The following is a 19997-nucleotide window of genomic DNA, read 5'->3' on the forward strand; positions in this document are numbered from 1 at the left end:
TAAAATGAAATAATTTATTAGTGTGTGTTCAAAAAGTCGGCATCCTCTATTATGGAATGTTTTACTAAAAAGTACTCTTATTTAAGCCAATTCGCTAAATAATCATGGACATAAAGGTCATCTGGATACGTAATAAAACTTGTATCTCCCTGTTCATATAGAAATTGTACAAATTCATTTAATGCACCCATATATTCGTTATACAAAAACTCAAAGCTGATTGTTTCCTTTGGCATTAGATTTTGTTCACAAACGTTCGGGTTTGTGTAATTAACATAAGTTCGACAAGGAATCGGGCGAATTTCATAAGCCATGCACTGATTGTTTTCTGTATTTAACATCGGACATGGGACAAGATGCTTCTTATATTTACTTTTAAAATCCTGGTCTGAATCAAAGTCTAATTTCGTTATTTCTTCTAACTGCTCTCTATATTTTTCATAATAATCAGTTAGATGCGACTGAATTGAATCCCTTCTTCGTTCAGGGAAATTCTCAATTGCTTTTTTCATCAATTTAGCTTCCATTTCATTAATAATGATTGGAAAATAGCAACAAAAGGCACAACCTAACCTACAGGTTGGTTCTATTTCAACCGCTTCTTCCATAGCCTCAACCTCATCACTAACGACCTGCAATAACTCCTCGAAGCTCGCTAGTAATTTCATTTCGATCGATTTGTTGTTATGATCGGCCCACGTTTCAACTACTCGATAAAACTTTTCTTCATCTATTTGATATATATCATTCAATTGTTCACACTTATCTTGGATTTCTTGATAGGTAAGAAATTTTTGCATGATAAGACTCCTTGCTAAGGCAAATTTCTATGTTTGTCTTCCTTCAAGTATATCATCAATTAGCAAGTAGGGGCGTTAATCTAAATTCAAATTTGAAATTATTAAACAATTATTTCTTCGAGAAGGCCATAAACCGGGAAAAGTGCGCCAAGTCAATGACTGAATTTCAGTCAAAAAAAAGAGAGCTACTCACTCCCTTAATCTACGGAAGCTGAGTAGTTCCCATTAAATATCGATCGCATTCTCTTGCCGCTTCTCTGCCTTCATTAATAGCCCATACAATTAAGCTTTGTCCTCGGCGCATATCACCAGCAGCAAATACACCATCCACTGATGTTTTATACTGCCCATAATCAGCTTTAATATTCGTTCGCTGATCAGTTTTTAAACCCATTTCCTTTATCAATTCCTGTTCAGGACCAGTAAAACCTATTGCTAACAAAACAAGTTGGGCAGGCCAAACTTTTTCTGTTCCTGGAAGTTCTTTTTTTATTCTATTTCCTTTTTCATCAATATATTGTTCTACATCAATTGTATGAACTTCTTTGACATGTCCATTTCCATCACCGACGAACTTCTTAGTCAACACCGTATAGGCGCGAGGATCTTTGCCTAATACTGCTTCTGACTCTTTATGCCCATATTCCACACGATGAATAACAGGCCACTGTGGCCATGGGTTTTCGTCTTCTTGTCGTTCTGATGGTTTTTTTTCATGATAGTCAAATTGTGTTAAGCTTTTACAACCATGACGAATGCTCGTTGCAAGACAATCTGTCCCAGTATCTCCTCCTCCAATAACGATTACATCTTTCCCTTTTGCAGATATATAATTTTCATCCTGAAGATTTGAATCCAACAAACTTTTCGTATTTGCATGAAGAAATTCCATCGCGAAATGAACACCTTTTAACTCTCTGCCATCTATCTTCAGATCACGATGCTTTGTAGCTCCTCCACAAAGTATAACGGCATCAAAATCATCCCGAAGTTCGGATACAGGATAATCCTTGCCTATTTCGGTATTTGTCACGAAATTAATGCCTTCTTTTTCTAAAATATTAATACGACGCTCGACCACCTTATAAGGCAGTTTCATTTCTGGAATACCATATGTTAATAAACCACCAATCCGATCAGATCGCTCATAAACGGTAACATTGTGACCAGCTTTATTTAGCTGAGCTGCTGCTGCCAACCCCGCTGGACCAGATCCAACTACTGCAACTAGTTTTTCTGTCCGTATTGTAGGTGGTTCTGGCTTCACCCAACCTTCATCGAAGCCCTTTTCAATAATGGAGCGCTCAATCGACCGAATCGCAACAGGCGGTTCATTAATGCCAAGTACACAAGCCCCTTCACAAGGTGCTGGACAAGCCATCCCCGTAAATTCAGGGAAGTTGTTCATTCTGTGCTCCCGTTCCAATGCTTGCTTCCACTGTCCTTGATAGACAAGGTCATTCCATTCTGGGATAAGGTGATAAACCGGACATCCAGATGTCATGCCACTTATATCTGTTCCCATATGACAGGTTGGAATGCCACAATCCATGCAACGTGCTCCCTGTTCTTTTGCCTCTTGTTCATCCATCGGAAGCTTATAATCGTTCCAATCCTTTGTTCGTTCTAAAGGATCACGTTCAGGTGTTGATTGTCGTTGATATTCTTTGAAACCTGTTGGCTTTCCCATTCATTCACCCTCCAATTCCAGTTAAAATTCAGGTATGGTACATCGTTTAAACTTTCAGTAGCAAGGACTTTCATTCCTTTGTACACTCTGCCGCTTCCAGTTTTACTGAATGGCCTCTACAGCTTCTTTTCCTTTTTCAAAAGCAGTCATTGCCGCTTCTTTTTTCGTCAATCCACTAGCTTCTAATTTATGAATAATTTGTCTCATTTCTAAATAATCTTTCGGTATCACCCGAACAAACTTAGGTAAAATAGAATCCCAATTATCCAGAACCTGCTGGCCGTTAATGCTCTTTGTATATTCCACGTGTTTTTCAATCATTTGATAAACTTCTTGGGCTTCCATCTCATCGTCAATCGATTGAAGGTGAACCAATTCTTTATTACATTTTTCTCCGAACAAATCTGACTCATCAAGGACATATGCGACTCCCCCTGACATACCAGCTGCAAAGTTTTTCCCGGTTGGACCTAATACAACGACACGCCCTCCAGTCATGTACTCACAACCATGATCACCAACACCTTCGACGACGACATTTGCGCCACTATTCCGAACACAGAATCGTTCACCCGCAATCCCATAAATATACGCTTCACCAGACGTTGCACCATAAAAAGCAACATTACCAATAATCGTATTTTTCGATGGATCGAATGATGATTTTGTTGATGGACGAGCAGTAATTTTACCGCCCGATAAGCCTTTTCCAACGTAGTCATTGGCATCCCCAACAAGGTTTAGTGTTAATCCTTTAGGGATAAAAGCACCAAAGCTTTGTCCGGCAGAACCTCGTAGACGCAGACGAATCGTATCCTCCGGTAACCCCTCGCTACCATATCGCTTCGTAATTTCACTACCTAACATCGTGCTTGCCGCCCGATTTATATTTCGGATACCCAGGGATGCTTTTATTGGCTTTTTATTTTCAATTGCATCCATGCATAATGGAATAAGCTCTTGCTGGTCAAGTGTTTTATCTAATCCATGGACTTGTTCGACTGTTTGATAACGACCAACATTTTTATCTACTTCTGGTTGATAAAGCAATTTAGATAAATCAACACCTTTTGCTTTCCAATGATCAATCGCTTCTGCCTTTTCTAGAATATCGGTACGACCAATCATTTCATTGATCGTTCGGAAACCTAGTTCAGCCATTAGTTCTCTCACTTCTTTGGCAATGAAAAGCATGAAATTCACGACATGGTCTGGTGTTCCTGTAAATTTTTTTCGTAGCTCTGGATCTTGCGTTGCCACCCCGACAGGACATGTATTTAAATGACAAACACGCATCATCGTACAGCCCAATACAACTAATGGAGCCGTGGAAAAGCCATACTCTTCTGCACCTAATAATGTAGCAATGACAACATCTCTTCCTGTCATCATTTTTCCATCGGTTTCTACCACAATACGATCACGTAACTTGTTCATTAATAGGGTTTGATGGGTCTCCGCAAGTCCAATTTCCCAAGGCATTCCTGTATGCTTCAGGCTTGTTCGAGGAGCTGCACCTGTTCCACCATCATAACCACTGATTAATACGAGGTCTGCACGGCCTTTGGCTACCCCGGCTGCAATGGTACCAACGCCAACAGCAGATACCAATTTGACACTAATGCGAGCCTTTTGATTTGCATTCTTTAGGTTGAAAATTAATTCGGCCAAATCTTCAATCGAGTATATATCATGATGTGGTGGTGGTGATATTAGTCCTACTCCGGGAGTGGATCCTCTAACCTCGGCAATCCATGGATATACTTTCTTCCCAGGAAGATGTCCACCTTCTCCAGGCTTTGCACCTTGGGCAACTTTAATTTGAATTTCATCTGCGTTCATCAAATAGTGACTCGTCACACCGAAACGACCAGATGCTACCTGCTTAATGGAGCTACGGCGTAAATCACCATTTTCATCACGGGTAAAACGGTTAGGGTCTTCCCCACCTTCCCCTGAATTACTTTTTCCACCAATTCGGTTCATCGCTATCGCAAGTGATTCATGGGCTTCTTCACTGATCGAACCATAGGACATCGCACCTGTCTTGAATCTTTTACAAATACTCTCAATTGATTCGACTTCTTCAATTGGAATGGATTCCCTTTTCTTAAAAGAAAGAAGTCCCCGTAACGATTGTAAGTTTTTATCCGTATTCGTAATCATATTGGAATACTGCTTGAATACGTCATAATTATTCGTACGACAAGCATGCTGTAGCAAATGAATCGTATGTGGATTGTACTGGTGGTCTTCTCCATTTTGCCGCCATTGGAAATCATCACCTGATTCTAAACCTTTTACTCTACCGCGATCACGATTATAGGCAATTTTATGTCGCATCATCACCTCTTGGAAAATGGTATCTAGTCCAATGCCTCCTAGACGTGAGGCTGTTCTTGTAAAATATTTATCGATAACATCAGACCGGATGCCAACTGCTTCAAAAATTTGAGCTCCTCGGTAGCTTTGAATTGTAGAAATCCCCATTTTTGATAACACTTTGATAACACCATCGGTCGCTGATTGAATATAAGTATCTACCGCTTCATCTATGGAAGTGTCACGGATATCGCCCATCTCGATTAATCCTTCCAACGTACGGAAGGCCAAATATGGGTTAATTCCCTCGGCACCATAGCCTAAAAGTGTTGCAAAGTGATGCACTTGACGAGCTTCCCCAGTCTCGATCAGGATGCTAACTTTTGTCCGCATTCCTTTTCGAATCAAATGATGGTGCAAACCAGATACAGCTAGCAATGCTGGTATTGCTGCTTTCTTAGTATTCATGCCTCGATCAGATAAAATCAATAACGTCGTACCTTCAATTATTGCTTCATCCGCTTTTGCAAACAGGTCATCTAACACATGCTCCATATCTTGATCCTTTTTCACATCAAATAAAAGCGACAATGTTTTCGCTCGGAAACCGTCCAAATCATTATGGCGTAATGTTTCTAATTGCTGATTGTTAAGTATTGGTGTTTTCAAACGAATATGTCGACAGCTTTCCGGTTCTGGCTTGACTAAGTTTCCTTCTTTACCAATCGTCGTCTCTACTGCCGTGACAACCTCTTCCCTGATCGCATCAATTGGTGGATTTGTCACCTGTGCAAACAGCTGCTTAAAATAGTTGTATAGAAGCTCCGGACGTTTTGATAAAACAGCGAGTGGAGAATCATACCCCATCGATCCTACCGGGTCCTTTTTATCGGTGACCATTGGCTTTAAAATCTTATTCAATTCTTCCGTCGTATAACCAAATGCCAGTTGGTGTTCAAGCAACTGATCGGTAGATAAAATTGGGTGACTACCTTCACGAGTTTCTACGTCTTCCAAATTGATTTTGTGCTTTGATAGCCACTCTTGATAAGGCTTCTCTTTGGCAATTTGACTTTTAATCTCTTCGTCCGGAATTACTTCTCCTTTTTCTAAATCAACAAGAAGCATTTTACCTGGTTGTAGTCTATCTTTATATTCGACGTCCTCTGGTAAAATATCGAGTGCACCTACTTCAGACCCCAATACCATCATGCCATCCTTTGTTACATAATAGCGTGCAGGTCGTAGTCCATTACGATCGAGACACGCTCCGATTTGATGACCATTGGTATACATGATTGCAGCAGGGCCATCCCAAGGCTCCATTAATGTACTGTGATATTCATAAAATGCTCGTCTTTCCTCATCCATGTGCCGATCATTCACCCACGGCTCTGGTATCATCATCATTGCAGTATGTGCTAGCGAACGTCCAGATTGATAAAGAAATTCAAAGCAATTATCAAACATCGTTGAATCACTGCCATCTGTATCTATAACCGGTAAAACTTTTTCGAGTTGTTCTTTATTAAAAGAATCTGATTGACAAAGTTCTTCACGTGCTCGCATCCAATTGACATTACCACGGATAGTATTAAATTCACCATTGTGGGCAATGAAGCGATTTGGTTGTGCTCGTTCCCAGCTTGGAAAAGTATTCGTACTAAATCGAGAGTGAACAATCGCAAGTGCTGATTTAAAGGCTGGATTATTCAAGTCAATGTAAAATGAGTCTAACTGCTCTGGTATCAACATGCCCTTATATACAATCGTCGATGTTGACAAACTACAGATGTAGGTGTTCTGATCATCTTCTATTCCTTCTAGACCCTGTAACTTGCTCTCTGCTAACTTTCGGATAATATATAGCTTTCTTTCAAATTCTTCCCGAGTGTTAATATCATTGGACGGGGTAATAAAAACCTGACGAATATATGGTTTTACCTTCTTGGCATAGTCACCAAGAAAGGCATCATTCACCGGAACAGTACGCCAGCCGATTACTTGTTGTCCTTCTTGTTCAATAATACTTTGTAATTTTTGCTCACTTTTTTTCCTGATCTTCGGGTCTTGTGGTAGAAAAACCATTCCTACGCCATACTTTCCTTCATCTGGAAGATCAATGTCTAAATCCTGACATTTATCCAGAAAAAAAGTATGCGGAATTTGTGTAAGGATCCCAGCACCATCTCCAGTGCTTGTATCTGCAGATTGTCCACCTCGATGCTCTAAATTACAAAGAATTGTCACCGCATGCTGAACAATATCATTCGATCTTTTTCCATTTATGTTCGCAATCATCCCAATCCCGCATGCTTCATGCTCATTTTCTGGATGATATAATCCTTGAGGAGCTGGATATCCATAACGTCTCATAACAACATCCCTTCTCTCGTTCTGTTATTGAATAGAAGGGACTGTCCCCGACACGCGGACAAATGTCCACGGACGGGGTCAGACCCCTTTATTTATTTTTTAATACTTCTTTAATGCTTTCTTCTAAGATAGCTAGTCCTTCGTCTAATGCTTTGTCGTCAATGTTTAGTGGGGGCATTACTTTAATTACTTGATCATCAATTCCTGCAGTTTCTAGAATTAAGCCTTTTTCAAATGCGGAGCAGCAGATAGCATCTGCTAATCCATCTACATCACAAACTAATCCTTGCATTAAGCCTCTTCCCCGTACACTTCCATTAAGCTTTGGATATTTTTCCGCAAGAGATTTTAAAAATTCTTGAACTTTTTCTCCCTTTTTATTTACTTCATTTGTTAACGTGTCATCCTCCCAAAAACTTAAAGCTTCTGTGGCCGTAACAAATGCTAAATTGTTCCCTCTAAAAGTACCGTTATGTTCACCAGGATCCCAAATGTCATGTTCTGGCTTAATTAATGTCAATGCAAATGGAAGTCCATAACCCCCGATTGATTTAGATAAACAAATAATATCCGGCTTTATTCCTGCTGGTTCAAAGCTAAAGAACGGTCCTGTCCGACCAACACCAGCTTGAATATCATCAACAATTAAAAAGATTTCCAACTTTTTGCAAAGAGCTTCCAACCGTTTTAACCAATCAAAGCTAGAGACATTAATACCGCCCTCTCCTTGAACGGTTTCTAGAATTATTGCGGCTGGCTTCGAAACACCACTACCTTTATCCTCCAAAAAACGTTCGATATATTGAACGGAATCGGTTTGATTATCAATAAAATTGTCATATGGCATCACAACTGTATTATGCAGAGAAACACCTGCGCCATGTCTTTTCGATTGGTTACCAGTAATGGACAAGGAACCTAATGTCATCCCATGAAACGCATTTGTAAAGCTCATAACGGTTTCACGGCCAGTTACTTTTCTTGCTAATTTCAAAGCACTTTCCACTGAATTCGTTCCAGTAGGACCAGGGAACATTACCTTATACTCCATATTCCTTGGACTTAAAATTGTACTTTGTAATTTTTCAATAAATTCTTCCTTTGCTGTCGTTGCCATATCCAAGCCATGAGTAACACCATCACTCTCTATATAAGCCATTAATTTTTCTTTCATTTTCGGATGGTTATGTCCATAATTTAGCGCCCCTGCGCCAGCGAAGAAATCGATAAACTCATTTCCCTCTCCATCCCAAAGCTTATATCCTTGGGCTTTTGTAAATATAGTCGGGAAACTACGGCAATAACTTCTTACTTCAGATTCATGTTGTTTAAAAACATCTAAGTTTGTTTTTTCTCCTATCGATGCCAATTTTTTACTCCTCCTTGTCTTTATTATTAATGAATAGGCCCTATTTGATACGTTTGTTCAGGCTCATGGTTTTCATTTGGAAATACCTCTGGAGATATAGATTCTATCTTTTTCATTTCCGTCTCAAAATTTTCAGCTAACTTTTTAAACAGAGCTTGTGAAGCTTTATTTGATGGAGAAATTGTTGTTTCCAGATATTTAACATTTGAAAGTTCTTCTCTGCTAAGCAGTTCTTGTAATAGTGAGGAAGCAAGTCCCTTCCCCCTTTGACTTTCATCTACAGCCACTTGCCATATAAATAAAGTATTTTGCTTTTCAGGAAGTAAAAATGCAGAGACAAACCCTACAATTTCCCCCTGATGTTCAGCAACAATACACGTATTTTTAAAATATTTGGACAGAATCAGGTAATAATATGCAGAATTCAAATCCAGAACTTGCGTTTTGCGTATTAGTCTCCATATATTTGATCCATCTTCTAATGTTGGTTTACGAAGTTCAACTGATTTAGTCAGTAACAGGTTAATTCCTCCCAACTTTTTTAAAAAATTGTTATAAAAACTTTAAAGTTATCAAATATTTTTCACCAAAAAATTGAATTTAATCCTACAAATTCGCAAATATTATAAATAACATGTTAGTTAATTTTATGAAATGACCCGAAGGAAGGTGGGATCTGACCATGGGAATTATTGTTCAAAAATATGGAGGTACTTCCGTTGGTAATGTTAAGAAAATTAAACAAGTAGCAGAACGAGTAAAAAAAACGATTCAAGACGGGCAGCAAGTTATTGTCGTTGTGTCAGCAATGGGGGATACAACAGACGAATTAGTTTCATTAATGCATGAAGTAACAGATCATCCACCTCGACGAGAAATGGATATGATGTTAACAACAGGAGAGCAAATTTCAATCGCCCTTTTATCCACCGTCTTACAGGAATTAAATGTTCCTTCTATCTCCTATACTGGATGGCAAGCTGGAATTGAAACCGAAGCAGTATTTGGTAATGCGAGAATTTTGGATATTAATACAGATCGAATCATTGAATCATTAAATGAAGAAAAAGTGGTAATTGTTGCAGGATTCCAAGGGCTAACTGAAAAAGAAGAAATTGCAACATTAGGAAGAGGAGGTTCAGATACATCTGCTGTAGCTCTTGCAGCTGCGGTTAATGCTGATCATTGTGAGATTAATACTGATGTTGATGGTGTATATAGCACAGATCCTCGAATCGTTCCGAATGCTAGAAAACTTCCTACGATTTCTCATGATGAAATGTTAGAAATGGCTGCTTTAGGAGCATCTGTTATTCACCCAAGAGCAGTAGAGCTTGCAAAAGTACATGGTGTCAGAATTATGATCCGATCTAGTTTTTCAGACATTGAAGGAACTCTAATTAAGGAGGCAAATAATATGGAAAAAGAAATGGTCGTTAGTGGGGTTGCTTATGACACAGACATCATAAAAATAGAGGTATTAAAAATGCCTAATCAAGTTGGCATAACATCGAATTTATTTGATTATATTGCCAAAGAAAATATTAATGTTGACATGATTGTTTTAAGTGAACACGGAACAGATACGTTTAATGTTGCATTCACCGTTAATAATCAAGAAGCAGAGCGTACAATTAAAATATTAAATGATCATAAAGATGAATTGAAATTTGAGGATGCTTTTTATCAAGACGGTGTTGCAAAAGTATCAATAATCGGTTCTGGTATGGTTACCAACCCAGGCGTTGCTGCAAAAATGTTTACTGTGTTAAGCGATAAGAATATACCAATAAAAATGATTAACACTTCTGAAATTAAAGTTTCCTGTGTTATCCCCGAAAAAGAAGGGAAAAAAGCAGTTAAACTGTTACATAGCGCATATGATTTAGACACAGAAAATGAAACCATGGTAGAAATCTAACACATACGCTATCACATTCCATATCCATTTATTTACAGGAGGGGTCTGACCCCTTCTTATTTATTTTGTTCTATCTCACTTGTGCTCGAGATTTCAGTGTCCTTCAATGCTTGTGAGGCTAAATGGTCTGCTTCTCTATTCTTTTTTCTAGAGACTACTTCGTATATCGGATCAATTCCTAGTTGGTCCAGCTTCTTTTCAATTCGATCTGCCCATTTATTTAATTCTTCTTCCACACACGGCCATTCGCCATCTAACTGATTAATCACAACTTGGGAATCACCTATAAAGGTAACTGGTAAATGATGAACCCCTAAAAGCTCCAACTCCTGTAAACTAAGATGAAGTGCGGCATACTCTGCTTCATTATTTGTGTTAAGCTCATCTACTTGAGCGTTTTTACGAAGCCGCAATGATTTGTTATTTTGCTCATAATAAATCGCACAGCCCAAGCCTGATTTTTTTGTTTCTAAATCAAAACCACCATCAAAATAAACGGTCACATTATGTGGTTCAGTTTGAATACCCTCCAAATATTTGTTTAGCTCCTTCGTCGTCCATGTATTCTCACGTCTATCAATGAATGTTATATGTTTGACACGACCAGTCTTTTCCAAGTCTTCAGCAATAACTAATGCTTCCCCTGCTCGCATTTCATCCGAGCTAAACGTTGTTTCTAACCCTTTTCTTGTTTTATAGGTAACTTCTATTCTGACATTCATGAAAAAGCCCTCCTAGCAATGCTAAAATTTTTAGTCTGTATAGTTTCTATTATGACAAATTGTAAGAAACCTTACTCATTTATGAATTGATGAATAAACGAACAAACTAATTCTCTAATAGGTCTGGATTCATTAAACAATGCATGTTTCCCGTTTTCAATGTAAACGACTTTGGAATCCGGAAAACTTTCGGTTAAAAATTTTATGTTGTATTTCCAATCCACAGTTTCATCGTCAGTCCCTTGAATAATACAAGTTTTTGTATGAACAGGACGATATGATTGTATCTTTTCGTTCCACTCAATTAACGCGTCTGTCCAATCTAATGGAATTACATCAGGTTGTAATGGGTCTGAGCGTACAAAATCGAGATATTGATGGCTAGAAGAATTTTTCCGAAAATTTCTCTTAACTCTTTGGATAAAAGGAACTGCTTTCATTAGGTAAATACCTATCTTGGTTAAATACCAAAAATTTGACCTAACCAACGGTGCTACAAAAATAACTTTTTCAAACGAATGATTCACATGTTTTAAAGCGTAATTAGAGAGAATTGCACCACCCGTACTATGACCAATAGCATAAAATGGGCCATCCAACTCCTCCTTAACTTTTTCCATGAGTGTTTCGAGTGTCAAGACATAGTCTTCAAATTTATTAATAGAAGCGGCATCTCCATCTGAAAGTCCATGCCCCTGTAAATCGTAACTGACAACTGTATACTGATGCTCATTTAAAAAGTTAATAATATGTCTTAAATGTCCGACATGATCCAAATAACCATGTAATAAAATGACTGTTCCTTTACTTGATTTCGGAGCAAACATCTGTACAATAACTTTTGCTTTTCCTATTTCTACTTTTCCAAAATGAAACGCAATTTTTTCATGATTGAAATCATAATAATTTAAGTATTCCTTGAGGTCAGCATTCATTTCAACCGGTGTATGAAAATCAAACGTCTGATTATTGCTCGATAACCGATCGAATACCTTTTTCATCTCTATTGTCTTGTCCATAATAATCCCCTTCATTAGAAAAAAACTTTTTATCGAATATTTACTCTATATCATTTTTTCTAAACGAATGAAATACTATGTATATACTTTCAATGTGATTTTTCTTCAAAGTGAAATAAAGCGGAACTTCATTTAGTGGGAAAGTGGGAGATTACGGACGATTTTCGTGTGTTAAAATCTTTTTTAAAAAAAGAGTGTATCTTTTATTTCTTTGATGTGTTATGCTTAAGCTCAATTATTGTTGTTCGGAATATGATGAAGGATAGCCGAAATACCTAATAAGTTTTTGTCTTGAATGAATATGAGGACAGTAATAGTAATTTAATGTGCGATAAAGCACTAGGAGGAAACACATATGAACACAGGTAAAGTAAAATGGTTTAACGCAGACAAAGGCTTTGGTTTTATTGAAGTAGAAGGTGGAGATGATGTATTTGTACACTTTTCTGCGATTCAAAGTGATGGCTTTAAAACATTAGAAGAAGGTCAAAACGTAACATTTGGTATTGAAGAAGGTCAACGTGGACCTCAAGCAACAAATGTTGTTGTAGCATAAATATTGTCTTACAAGGCTCTTTCCCTTTGGGAGAGAGCCTTTTTTATCGTTAAAAAAATTCAGCAATTATCTGCACACATTTCATCGTATAAACAAGCAAGACTTACTGTATTAGAGTAAGCATTGCTTTTTCATTAACTCCCCTTTTTTCTTTGAGTATTAATTTTGATCCACCAATATTTATAACTGGTAATACATTCATGCGAATAAGTACTATCACTTTTTGTTGTTCCCCGATATAATAGGTAAAGTATGATTTTAAAGGAAAAGGTGTTTTTAACATGAGTTTACTTACAGTAAGTAATTTAAGCCACGGATTTGGTGATCGTGCAATCTTTGATGACGTCTCTTTTCGTTTATTAGCTGGAGAGCACATCGGATTAATTGGTGCCAACGGTGAAGGTAAATCAACGTTTATGAATATTATTACAGGCAAACTCGACCCAGATGCAGGTAAGGTTGAGTGGTCTAAACATACAAGAGTTGGCTATTTGGACCAACACACGGTACTAAAGCAAGGGATGACGATTCGTGACGTATTAAGAACTGCCTTTCAGTATTTATATGATATGGAAACAGAGATGAATCAATTGTTCAGTAAAATGGGAGAAGTGGAACCAGATGAACTTGAAAGCCTTCTTGAAGAAACCGGTCGGATGCAGGATTCTTTAACGAACAATGATTTCTACACGATTGATGCAAAAGTAGAAGAAATTGCAAACGGCCTTGGCTTAAATGAGTTCGGATTAGAGCGCGATGTTCACGACTTAAGCGGTGGCCAACGTACAAAAGTATTGCTCGCCAAGTTATTACTAGAAAAACCAGATATTCTTTTACTCGATGAGCCGACAAACTATTTGGACGTTGAGCATATAGAATGGTTAAAGCATTACCTATTGGCATATGATCATGCTTTTATTCTCGTTTCACACGACATTCCATTTCTAAACAGTGTTACGAATTTAATTTACCATATGGAAAATCAACAGTTAACACGCTATCCAGGGGATTATGACGAATTCCTACGTGTCTATGAAATGAAAAAACAACAGCAGGTAGCAGCTTATAAAAAACAACAAAAGGAAATCGCCAACTTAAAAGATTTTGTAGCGAGAAATAAAGCAAATGCAGCAACAAGTAGAATGGCTATGTCACGACAGAAAAAACTAGATAAGATGGATGTCATTGAGCTCGATGCTGAAAAACCAAAGCCTCAATTCCATTTCAAACAAGCTCGTACACCTAGCAAGTATTTGTTTGAAACGAAAGACCTCGTAATTGGTTATGATGAACCTCTATCAAAGCCGCTTACTTTAGCCATGGAACGCGGGCAAAAAATTGCCTTGTCTGGTGCAAATGGAATCGGAAAAACAACATTACTCCGAAGTATTCTTGGAGAAATTCAACCGTTATCCGGATCTGTTGAACGAGGCGACCATTTGCATATTGGTTACTTTGAACAAGAAATTAAGGTTTCCAATCAAAACACGTGTATCGAGGAAATTTGGGAAGAATTCCGTCACTTTAACCAATACGAAGTTCGTACATCCTTGGCAAAATGCGGCTTAACAACAAAGCATATTGAAAGTAAGGTACAAGTATTAAGTGGTGGTGAAAAAGCAAAGGTTCGACTTTGTAAATTAATTAATAAGGAAACAAATCTGCTTGTTCTGGACGAACCAACGAACCACTTAGATCGTGATGCAAAAGATGAATTAAAACGTGCACTTAAAGACTATAAGGGTAGTGTTCTGTTAATTTCACACGAACCAGATTTTTACGAAGATATCGTTACTGATGTATGGAACTGTGAAACTTGGACGACGAAAGTCTTTTAGCAGAAAATCAGTATTAGTATCTTTAGATGAATGATTTCTGTTAATGGATGGTAAAATAATAATACGCTTTCATATCATTACCCAATCAATAAATATTGGGATAATTACCAATTGCTATTCAACAAATAACTTGCTATAATAAGTTGGTCTTTAACATGATTAAGGAGGAAATTTTTTGTCAATCGAAGTAGGTAGTAAGGTAGAAGGTAAAGTAACAGGAATTACTAATTTCGGAGCGTTCGTAGAATTACCTGAGGGTGCAACTGGTTTGGTGCATATTAGTGAGGTAGCGGACAGCTTTGTGAAAGATGTCAATGACCATCTGAAAGTTGGCGACCAAATAGAAGTCAAAGTATTGGATAAGAAAGAAGGAAAAATTGCCTTATCCATTAAAAAGGCAGTCGATCGACCAGAAAGAAAGAGTTCTTCTTATTCCCAACGTACTTCTCGTCCAGGAAAAAATACAAAAGACTTCCGTTCAAAGAATAATTTCAAGTCTAAGGAAAGCTTTGAAGACAAATTAGCTCAATTTTTAAAAACAAGTGAAGAAAATTTATCCAGTCTGAATCGTAACACCGAATCAAAGCGTGGTGGCCGAGGCGGCAGACGCGGATAAAACTCTTATGACTATATATAAATGTGGTATACAAATGAGCCTGCTATTCTGTAACAGCAGGCTCTTCGTTTTCTTATTTTTTCTGGGGGTCTGACCCCTTTTACTTAATTGGTAACTTTATATGTGACGACTTCTGGGGGTTCGAGGAAAAAATCACCAGCGACTTGTCCAAATTGCTTAAAGTGAGTTGTTTGGTTGTGAAAGTCAATGGCACTTTGATCTTTCCACTCTTCCACCATAATAAATGTGTTATGTATTTCTGTATCCTCAAACAAACGATAACTAATATTGCCTTCCTCTGCTTGTGATCCCTCAATCAATGGCTTTACGTGCTCTAGAAACATGTTACGATACTCCGGTTTCACTTTAAAATGTGCATGAATAATATTCAAGTTAGCTTCCTCCTACTCTAAATTATTAATAAAAATCTTTAGAAAAACTCAGCCTTCGTCTCATCCTATTACGATTGTTGAAGTTTTTTGTATGAAAACCCCTCTTCTACTTCTCTGCTAAAAGTTTATGCAAAAAACGGCAGTGAAGTCAATTTTTATCTATTTCATTTTTTCAAACTCTTGAACCATCATTTCATAGTTCATTGGGCCAAACGTTTTGAAATGAATAATCCCATTTGCATCAATCATATAGGACGTTGGTATCGGGCGTATTCTATATTGTGTTCCGACAACATTTTCTTTATCTAATATTATTGGAAAAGTTAAGTTAAACTCCTGCACAAAGTTTGTAACATTTTTCACACTGGATTCTGATTCTGTTAAATTAACTGCCAAAATTTCAATGTCCTTCTCTTGATAGAATTTTTCCATATCTGGCATTTCTGCACGACACGGTGGACACCAAGTAGTCCAGAAGTTTACCATCACTCGCTTACCTCGATAATCAGATAGTCTTACTTCCTTCCCGTCTAATGTTTGAAGATGAAAATCGGGTGCTTGGTTTTCTACTTCAAGACCCACTTTTTCATCAGTTGATCCTTCCTCATCAGAATAAGCACTAACTTCTTCATTTGCTTGTTCACGCGAAAGATCGTTCGTAAAATCATAGACAGCCCAACCGAACATTCCAAGAAGAACAGCAACCATGATCACTTTCTTCATTTACAAATACCTCCTTACGATGATAAACCGTGGTGTGATTTACTTATCATAAAACTAATACGGCATTATGCTAAATAGATCCCTTTCATTATTTTCCCCACTTTCGATAAATAATGAATGATAAACATCCAACAAACATCGCTAAGTAAAAAAATAGACTTAAAGTAAACTGAAAAACTGTTGTATGAAAAAATATAGATAAGATACTTTGACCAGCACTCCATCCTAACACTGCAATTGATACAAGCAATTCCAATTTAATTTTCCCCTGTAACAAAATGATGATAATGATCAGAACAACTAATAGCCCTAAATAACCCCAGGTATATGTACCACTTCCCAATGTTATTTGAAGAAATTCATACAAGAACGATCCAAGAAAAAACACATGAATCCATGAGAAAAATAAACGGAGGAAATGCTGATAATCGCGCACCATTTTATATGATGCATAAACAAACGTTAAAAATATTCCGATATAAAATGCTCTTGAATCACTAGGATAAGCAAGAATTGCAGGTGGATCGTTCAAAAATGTTTGAAAATGAACCATTATTTTTCCAACCCATAAAAAAATCACGAATACTATTAGTACATTTCCTATTTCGTTAAGTTGCTCCTTTGTTTCTGTTTTTGTAAATGGACTGGTGAAACGAAAAGAAACAAATCCTATAATAAAGCTAGCGAGAAGAATAATTAACGAGCTTTTGATAACGAGAGGACCAATGAACCATGCTGATGGCATAAATAAAACCTCCTTCTGTCCTTAAATCATACAATTTAAATAGCTATACGATAGAGAATTTACATTTGCCTCTACCGCTCTCGAATTAAAATTCTAGTCACACCGAACTTTAACACAGCCTTCTTTTAAGAAGTAACCCCCCTGCACCCTTTTCACCTATTTAACATAGGCTAACAATGAAAAAGAAGTGAGGAATTAAACGATGAATAACTACTATCCCCCTTATTATTCTTATCCAAGTTATTATCAACAAAACAGCTTATTCAGGTCCAACAGTGGTTTTAACATACCTTTTTTACCAATTGTAGGTGATCAATCCTTCACCAAATTGACTGATGACATCTTAAAATCGATTGTTGATGAAGCAACAGCTGCACATTTTTATGCTCGTTTATTAAAACAGGCACCAGATTCATTACACAAAGCGTTTATTGAGCATGCTTATGAAGATGAATTGAAGCACCTTCAAGCATTTACAAAACTATATGTACATCTGACAAATCATCATCCCCAATACGAAATTCAACAAATTCAATTCTCTACTTACAAGGATGGCATTTTGAAAGCATTAAAGGCTGAATTAGAAGCAGCCGAATTTTACCGAGACGTAAAATTATCAAGTCCAGACCCACTAGTGAAAGACACCTTTTTTTATGCCATGGTAGATGAATTAGAACACAGCACACAATTTGGAGTATTGTATAATTCACTATAATGTCCCTGAGGGGTCTGACCCCTCAGATGGACAAATGTCTTCGTATGGTGTACATACCTTGGACTACTATATTTAGATGTAGCTATTTCTCCTATACCCGGATGCTTGTCTAAAAATTCAGCAAAAGTCATGCTATAGTAACCGCTTTGTTTCATTCATAAACCTATCTGCAATAACAATCACAGCAGCAGTCGTGTCTATCATGTTTTTTCTTTTTCATATGCCTTATTTCATCAACACATCCACAGCCATGGCAGCAACCGTGCCTACCATGTTTTTTCTTTTTCATATGTCTTATTTCATCAACACATCCACAGCCACAACCTTGGCAACAGGTATGTCTCCCATGCTTTTTCATGTGACAATTTTCATAATCACATCCACAACCTTGGCAGCAGTCGTGCCTCCCATGCTTTTTCTTTTTCATATGCCTTATTTCATCAACACATCCACAGCCATGGCAGCAGGTATGTCTCCCATGTTTTTTCATGTGACAATTTTCATAATCACATCCACAACCTTGGCAGCAGTCGTGCCTATCATGCTTTTTTTTCATATACCAAGCATTATCACATCCACATTCATAGCAGCAACAGCCACGGTCCACATGTTTTTTCTTTTTTACATGACAACCTTTCGAACTAATACCAAAATAGCCCTCATGCTCGATTTGCTGTTTAAGGTCCCAGTAGTCCAAGTCTCTTTTTTTTATATAGTTATGCCAAGAATCCAACATATTAACATCTCCTTTCTGATCCTTTACTTTGATTTATTACCATTTTATTGGCGATGTCTTATATTGGAACGGCCAACATCTTAGCAAAAAGAATATTTTCATCATGATCACCACTACGTACTAAAAAATGGCTGTGACCTTCTAATGATAAAAATAGTTGCTATTCTTTCCATAGACTGTCAAACTTAAGAGACTCAAACAGTAACTGGTAGGTGGCAATACCTTATCCTTATTTCTAAAAAATGGTGAGTAAAACTTTATCATTTTTCTACATTAAAATGGATAACCTACAAAAAGAATTCCTATAGTACTATATTTACTTTCTAGAAGGTGAGGGAACGTAATATGGAAAAAAATAAATTCAAACAGGATCAAAAAGTGCGCCTAAAAAAAACATTAGAAACAGTAACGATAACTAACTGGAGTTATGTAAAAAATATGAAGCGCTACTCCTATACTATAAAGGAGCATCCTGAAACCTTTTATTTTGAAGAAGAATTAGAAGAGCTCTAACCATAAAAAAGGAGCAGATTCCTATTTGTCCGGCGCACAGTCTTAATAAAGTAGACATTTCAACTATTATTTAAATGCTTGTCTAATTATTTAGCAAAAGTCATCCTTGCTATTGGGATCCAATAATCATATCCAAAACCACTTGATGGTAGTACTTATACTTAATTGGAAATGTCTAAACCGGCACGACCAAATCTTTATCACAATATAAGAAATAAAGCCCACTTGTCTTCACAAAAGTGGGTTTTTATTTTTTATACTAATCACGGACGGGCATACAAAAAAATTTTTTTAGCAAATAGAGTAAAGATAAATATAAAAATCCGCGCAATACTTGGTATCCTTGTCCCTTTCAAGTCTATTAAATAGGAATATATTATTGTAAACATGAAAGGAGGAATAAGGTATGGGTGGAAATAAAAAAACGCAAGATATGACTGTAGAATTGGCAAAACAACTATTAAAGGGTGAAAATTATTATTTAACTGAAGAAGGTAAACGTCGTTTGGATGAATTATTAAAGAAGAATAGATAGTGAATTGGAATTAAAAATCTAACTGCCTGCCATTATTACACCCAAATATAACACCTCAACTACCTTGTCACCTTATACCACTAAGCAACTCGCCATCTCGTTTTCCTCATAAATAGTAGGGGCAGACCTCCTGTATGGACAAGTGTCCAGCAATAGTGGTCTGAACCCTTCATTTTATAAAAAGTTATAAAAAACATCAAACTCCGAATAGTTATGTAATATTTCGATTATTTCCATCAATCAAACTTAGTAATTTGTGGTGCTTTCCCAAAAGGGGTCTGTGATATTATCCCCTTATAGTAGACACAGCACTAGTGGGGTGTTACGTTGTCGCTATAAGGGGAGATTTTTGTGAGTAATAAAAGATACACGAAAGAATTTAAAGAAAAGGTTGTACAGTATTACTATG

General features: G+C 37.1%; 18 protein-coding genes. 7 read left to right on the plus strand and 11 right to left on the minus strand.

The window, feature by feature from the left end:
* Positions 1–77: 77 nt before the first annotated feature.
* From JOC48_RS06590 to ectA, 5 genes are all read right to left on the minus strand, one after another.
* Positions 78–800: a YkgJ family cysteine cluster protein gene (locus JOC48_RS06590; protein WP_204498282.1), complete on the minus strand. Its 723-nt coding sequence runs from the start codon at positions 798–800 to the stop codon at positions 78–80.
* Positions 801–1002: 202 nt separating this feature from the next.
* Positions 1003–2490, minus strand: a complete 1488-nt coding sequence (locus JOC48_RS06595; protein ID WP_204498283.1) for a glutamate synthase subunit beta — start codon at positions 2488–2490, stop codon at positions 1003–1005.
* Between the two features lie 102 nt (positions 2491–2592).
* Positions 2593–7188, minus strand: a complete 4596-nt coding sequence (gene gltB / locus JOC48_RS06600; RefSeq protein ID WP_204498284.1) for a glutamate synthase large subunit — start codon at positions 7186–7188, stop codon at positions 2593–2595.
* 88 nt (positions 7189–7276) lie between these two features.
* Positions 7277–8557: a diaminobutyrate--2-oxoglutarate transaminase gene (gene ectB, locus JOC48_RS06605; protein WP_204498285.1), complete on the minus strand. Its 1281-nt coding sequence runs from the start codon at positions 8555–8557 to the stop codon at positions 7277–7279.
* Between the two features lie 26 nt (positions 8558–8583).
* Positions 8584–9093 (minus strand): diaminobutyrate acetyltransferase, encoded by a 510-nt coding sequence (ectA, locus tag JOC48_RS06610; RefSeq protein ID WP_204498286.1) that lies wholly within the window; start codon positions 9091–9093, stop codon positions 8584–8586.
* A 146-nt stretch (positions 9094–9239) separates the two neighbouring features.
* On the opposite strand from ectA, the gene JOC48_RS06615 reads away from it, so the two are divergent.
* Positions 9240–10478 (plus strand): aspartate kinase, encoded by a 1239-nt coding sequence (locus JOC48_RS06615; protein ID WP_204498287.1) that lies wholly within the window; start codon positions 9240–9242, stop codon positions 10476–10478.
* A 56-nt stretch (positions 10479–10534) separates the two neighbouring features.
* Here JOC48_RS06615 and JOC48_RS06620 read toward each other — a convergent pair whose 3' ends face one another.
* On the minus strand, positions 10535–11200 hold the full coding sequence (locus JOC48_RS06620) for a ribonuclease H family protein (RefSeq protein ID WP_204498288.1): 666 nt from the start codon (positions 11198–11200) through the stop codon (positions 10535–10537).
* 71 nt (positions 11201–11271) lie between these two features.
* Positions 11272–12219, minus strand: coding sequence for an alpha/beta hydrolase (locus tag JOC48_RS06625; RefSeq protein WP_204498289.1), 948 nt, complete (start codon positions 12217–12219; stop codon positions 11272–11274).
* 355 nt (positions 12220–12574) lie between these two features.
* Here JOC48_RS06625 and JOC48_RS06630 point away from each other — a divergent pair, with 355 nt between their 5' ends.
* From JOC48_RS06630 to JOC48_RS06640, 3 genes are all read left to right on the plus strand, one after another.
* A complete protein-coding gene (locus JOC48_RS06630) occupies positions 12575–12775 on the plus strand; it encodes a cold-shock protein (protein ID WP_204498290.1) in 201 nt (66 codons plus the stop codon).
* Positions 12776–13056: 281 nt separating this feature from the next.
* On the plus strand, positions 13057–14613 hold the full coding sequence (locus tag JOC48_RS06635; protein ID WP_204498291.1) for an ABC-F family ATP-binding cassette domain-containing protein: 1557 nt from the start codon (positions 13057–13059) through the stop codon (positions 14611–14613).
* Positions 14614–14788: 175 nt separating this feature from the next.
* Positions 14789–15229 carry a S1 domain-containing RNA-binding protein gene (locus JOC48_RS06640; RefSeq protein WP_204498292.1) on the plus strand — a complete coding sequence of 147 codons (441 nt, stop codon included), beginning with the start codon at positions 14789–14791 and terminating at the stop codon, positions 15227–15229.
* Positions 15230–15333: 104 nt separating this feature from the next.
* On the opposite strand, the gene JOC48_RS06645 is transcribed toward JOC48_RS06640, so the two are convergent.
* The 3 genes from JOC48_RS06645 to JOC48_RS06655 form a co-directional block, all read right to left on the minus strand.
* Complete coding sequence (locus JOC48_RS06645; RefSeq protein ID WP_204498293.1) at positions 15334–15621, minus strand: putative quinol monooxygenase; 288 nt, start codon at positions 15619–15621, stop codon at positions 15334–15336.
* A gap of 159 nt (positions 15622–15780) precedes the next feature.
* The gene (locus tag JOC48_RS06650) at positions 15781–16344 is read right to left on the minus strand and encodes a redoxin domain-containing protein (protein WP_204498294.1); all 564 of its coding nucleotides are present in this window, start codon (positions 16342–16344) and stop codon (positions 15781–15783) included.
* An 88-nt stretch (positions 16345–16432) separates the two neighbouring features.
* Entirely contained in the window at positions 16433–17089 is a 657-nt protein-coding gene (locus JOC48_RS06655; RefSeq protein ID WP_204498295.1) for a hypothetical protein, read from the minus strand.
* A 202-nt stretch (positions 17090–17291) separates the two neighbouring features.
* On the opposite strand from JOC48_RS06655, the gene JOC48_RS06660 reads away from it, so the two are divergent.
* Entirely contained in the window at positions 17292–17804 is a 513-nt protein-coding gene (locus tag JOC48_RS06660) for a ferritin-like domain-containing protein (RefSeq protein WP_204498296.1), read from the plus strand.
* A gap of 163 nt (positions 17805–17967) precedes the next feature.
* On the opposite strand, the gene JOC48_RS06665 is transcribed toward JOC48_RS06660, so the two are convergent.
* Positions 17968–18540, minus strand: a complete 573-nt coding sequence (locus JOC48_RS06665; protein WP_204498297.1) for a hypothetical protein — start codon at positions 18538–18540, stop codon at positions 17968–17970.
* A gap of 345 nt (positions 18541–18885) precedes the next feature.
* On the opposite strand from JOC48_RS06665, the gene JOC48_RS06670 reads away from it, so the two are divergent.
* Positions 18886–19053: a hypothetical protein gene (locus JOC48_RS06670; RefSeq protein ID WP_204498298.1), complete on the plus strand. Its 168-nt coding sequence runs from the start codon at positions 18886–18888 to the stop codon at positions 19051–19053.
* Positions 19054–19459: 406 nt separating this feature from the next.
* Positions 19460–19588 carry a hypothetical protein gene (locus JOC48_RS21500; RefSeq protein ID WP_275580718.1) on the plus strand — a complete coding sequence of 43 codons (129 nt, stop codon included), beginning with the start codon at positions 19460–19462 and terminating at the stop codon, positions 19586–19588.
* Positions 19589–19997 lie beyond the last annotated feature (409 nt).

This window comes from Aquibacillus albus (assembly GCF_016908325.1).
Classification (GTDB): Bacteria; Bacillota; Bacilli; order Bacillales; family Amphibacillaceae; genus Aquibacillus_A; species Aquibacillus_A albus.

Bases quoted from the DNA above. Each gene is read 5' to 3' on its own strand.
- JOC48_RS06620 (WP_204498288.1), bottom strand. From the start codon at position 11,200: ATGAATGTCAGAATAGAAGTTACCTATAAAACAAGAAAAGGGTTAGAA.
- gltB (WP_204498284.1), bottom strand. From the start codon at position 7,188: ATGAGACGTTATGGATATCCAGCTCCTCAAGGATTATATCATCCAGAA.
- JOC48_RS06650 (WP_204498294.1), bottom strand. From the start codon at position 16,344: ATGAAGAAAGTGATCATGGTTGCTGTTCTTCTTGGAATGTTCGGTTGG.
- JOC48_RS06615 (WP_204498287.1), top strand. From the start codon at position 9,240: ATGGGAATTATTGTTCAAAAATATGGAGGTACTTCCGTTGGTAATGTT.
- JOC48_RS21500 (WP_275580718.1), top strand. From the start codon at position 19,460: ATGGGTGGAAATAAAAAAACGCAAGATATGACTGTAGAATTGGCAAAA.
- JOC48_RS06630 (WP_204498290.1), top strand. From the start codon at position 12,575: ATGAACACAGGTAAAGTAAAATGGTTTAACGCAGACAAAGGCTTTGGT.
- JOC48_RS06660 (WP_204498296.1), top strand. From the start codon at position 17,292: ATGAATAACTACTATCCCCCTTATTATTCTTATCCAAGTTATTATCAA.
- JOC48_RS06670 (WP_204498298.1), top strand. From the start codon at position 18,886: ATGGAAAAAAATAAATTCAAACAGGATCAAAAAGTGCGCCTAAAAAAA.
- JOC48_RS06635 (WP_204498291.1), top strand. From the start codon at position 13,057: ATGAGTTTACTTACAGTAAGTAATTTAAGCCACGGATTTGGTGATCGT.
- JOC48_RS06595 (WP_204498283.1), bottom strand. From the start codon at position 2,490: ATGGGAAAGCCAACAGGTTTCAAAGAATATCAACGACAATCAACACCT.
- JOC48_RS06625 (WP_204498289.1), bottom strand. From the start codon at position 12,219: ATGGACAAGACAATAGAGATGAAAAAGGTATTCGATCGGTTATCGAGC.
- JOC48_RS06655 (WP_204498295.1), bottom strand. From the start codon at position 17,089: ATGCCATCAGCATGGTTCATTGGTCCTCTCGTTATCAAAAGCTCGTTA.
- JOC48_RS06665 (WP_204498297.1), bottom strand. From the start codon at position 18,540: ATGTTGGATTCTTGGCATAACTATATAAAAAAAAGAGACTTGGACTAC.
- JOC48_RS06590 (WP_204498282.1), bottom strand. From the start codon at position 800: ATGCAAAAATTTCTTACCTATCAAGAAATCCAAGATAAGTGTGAACAA.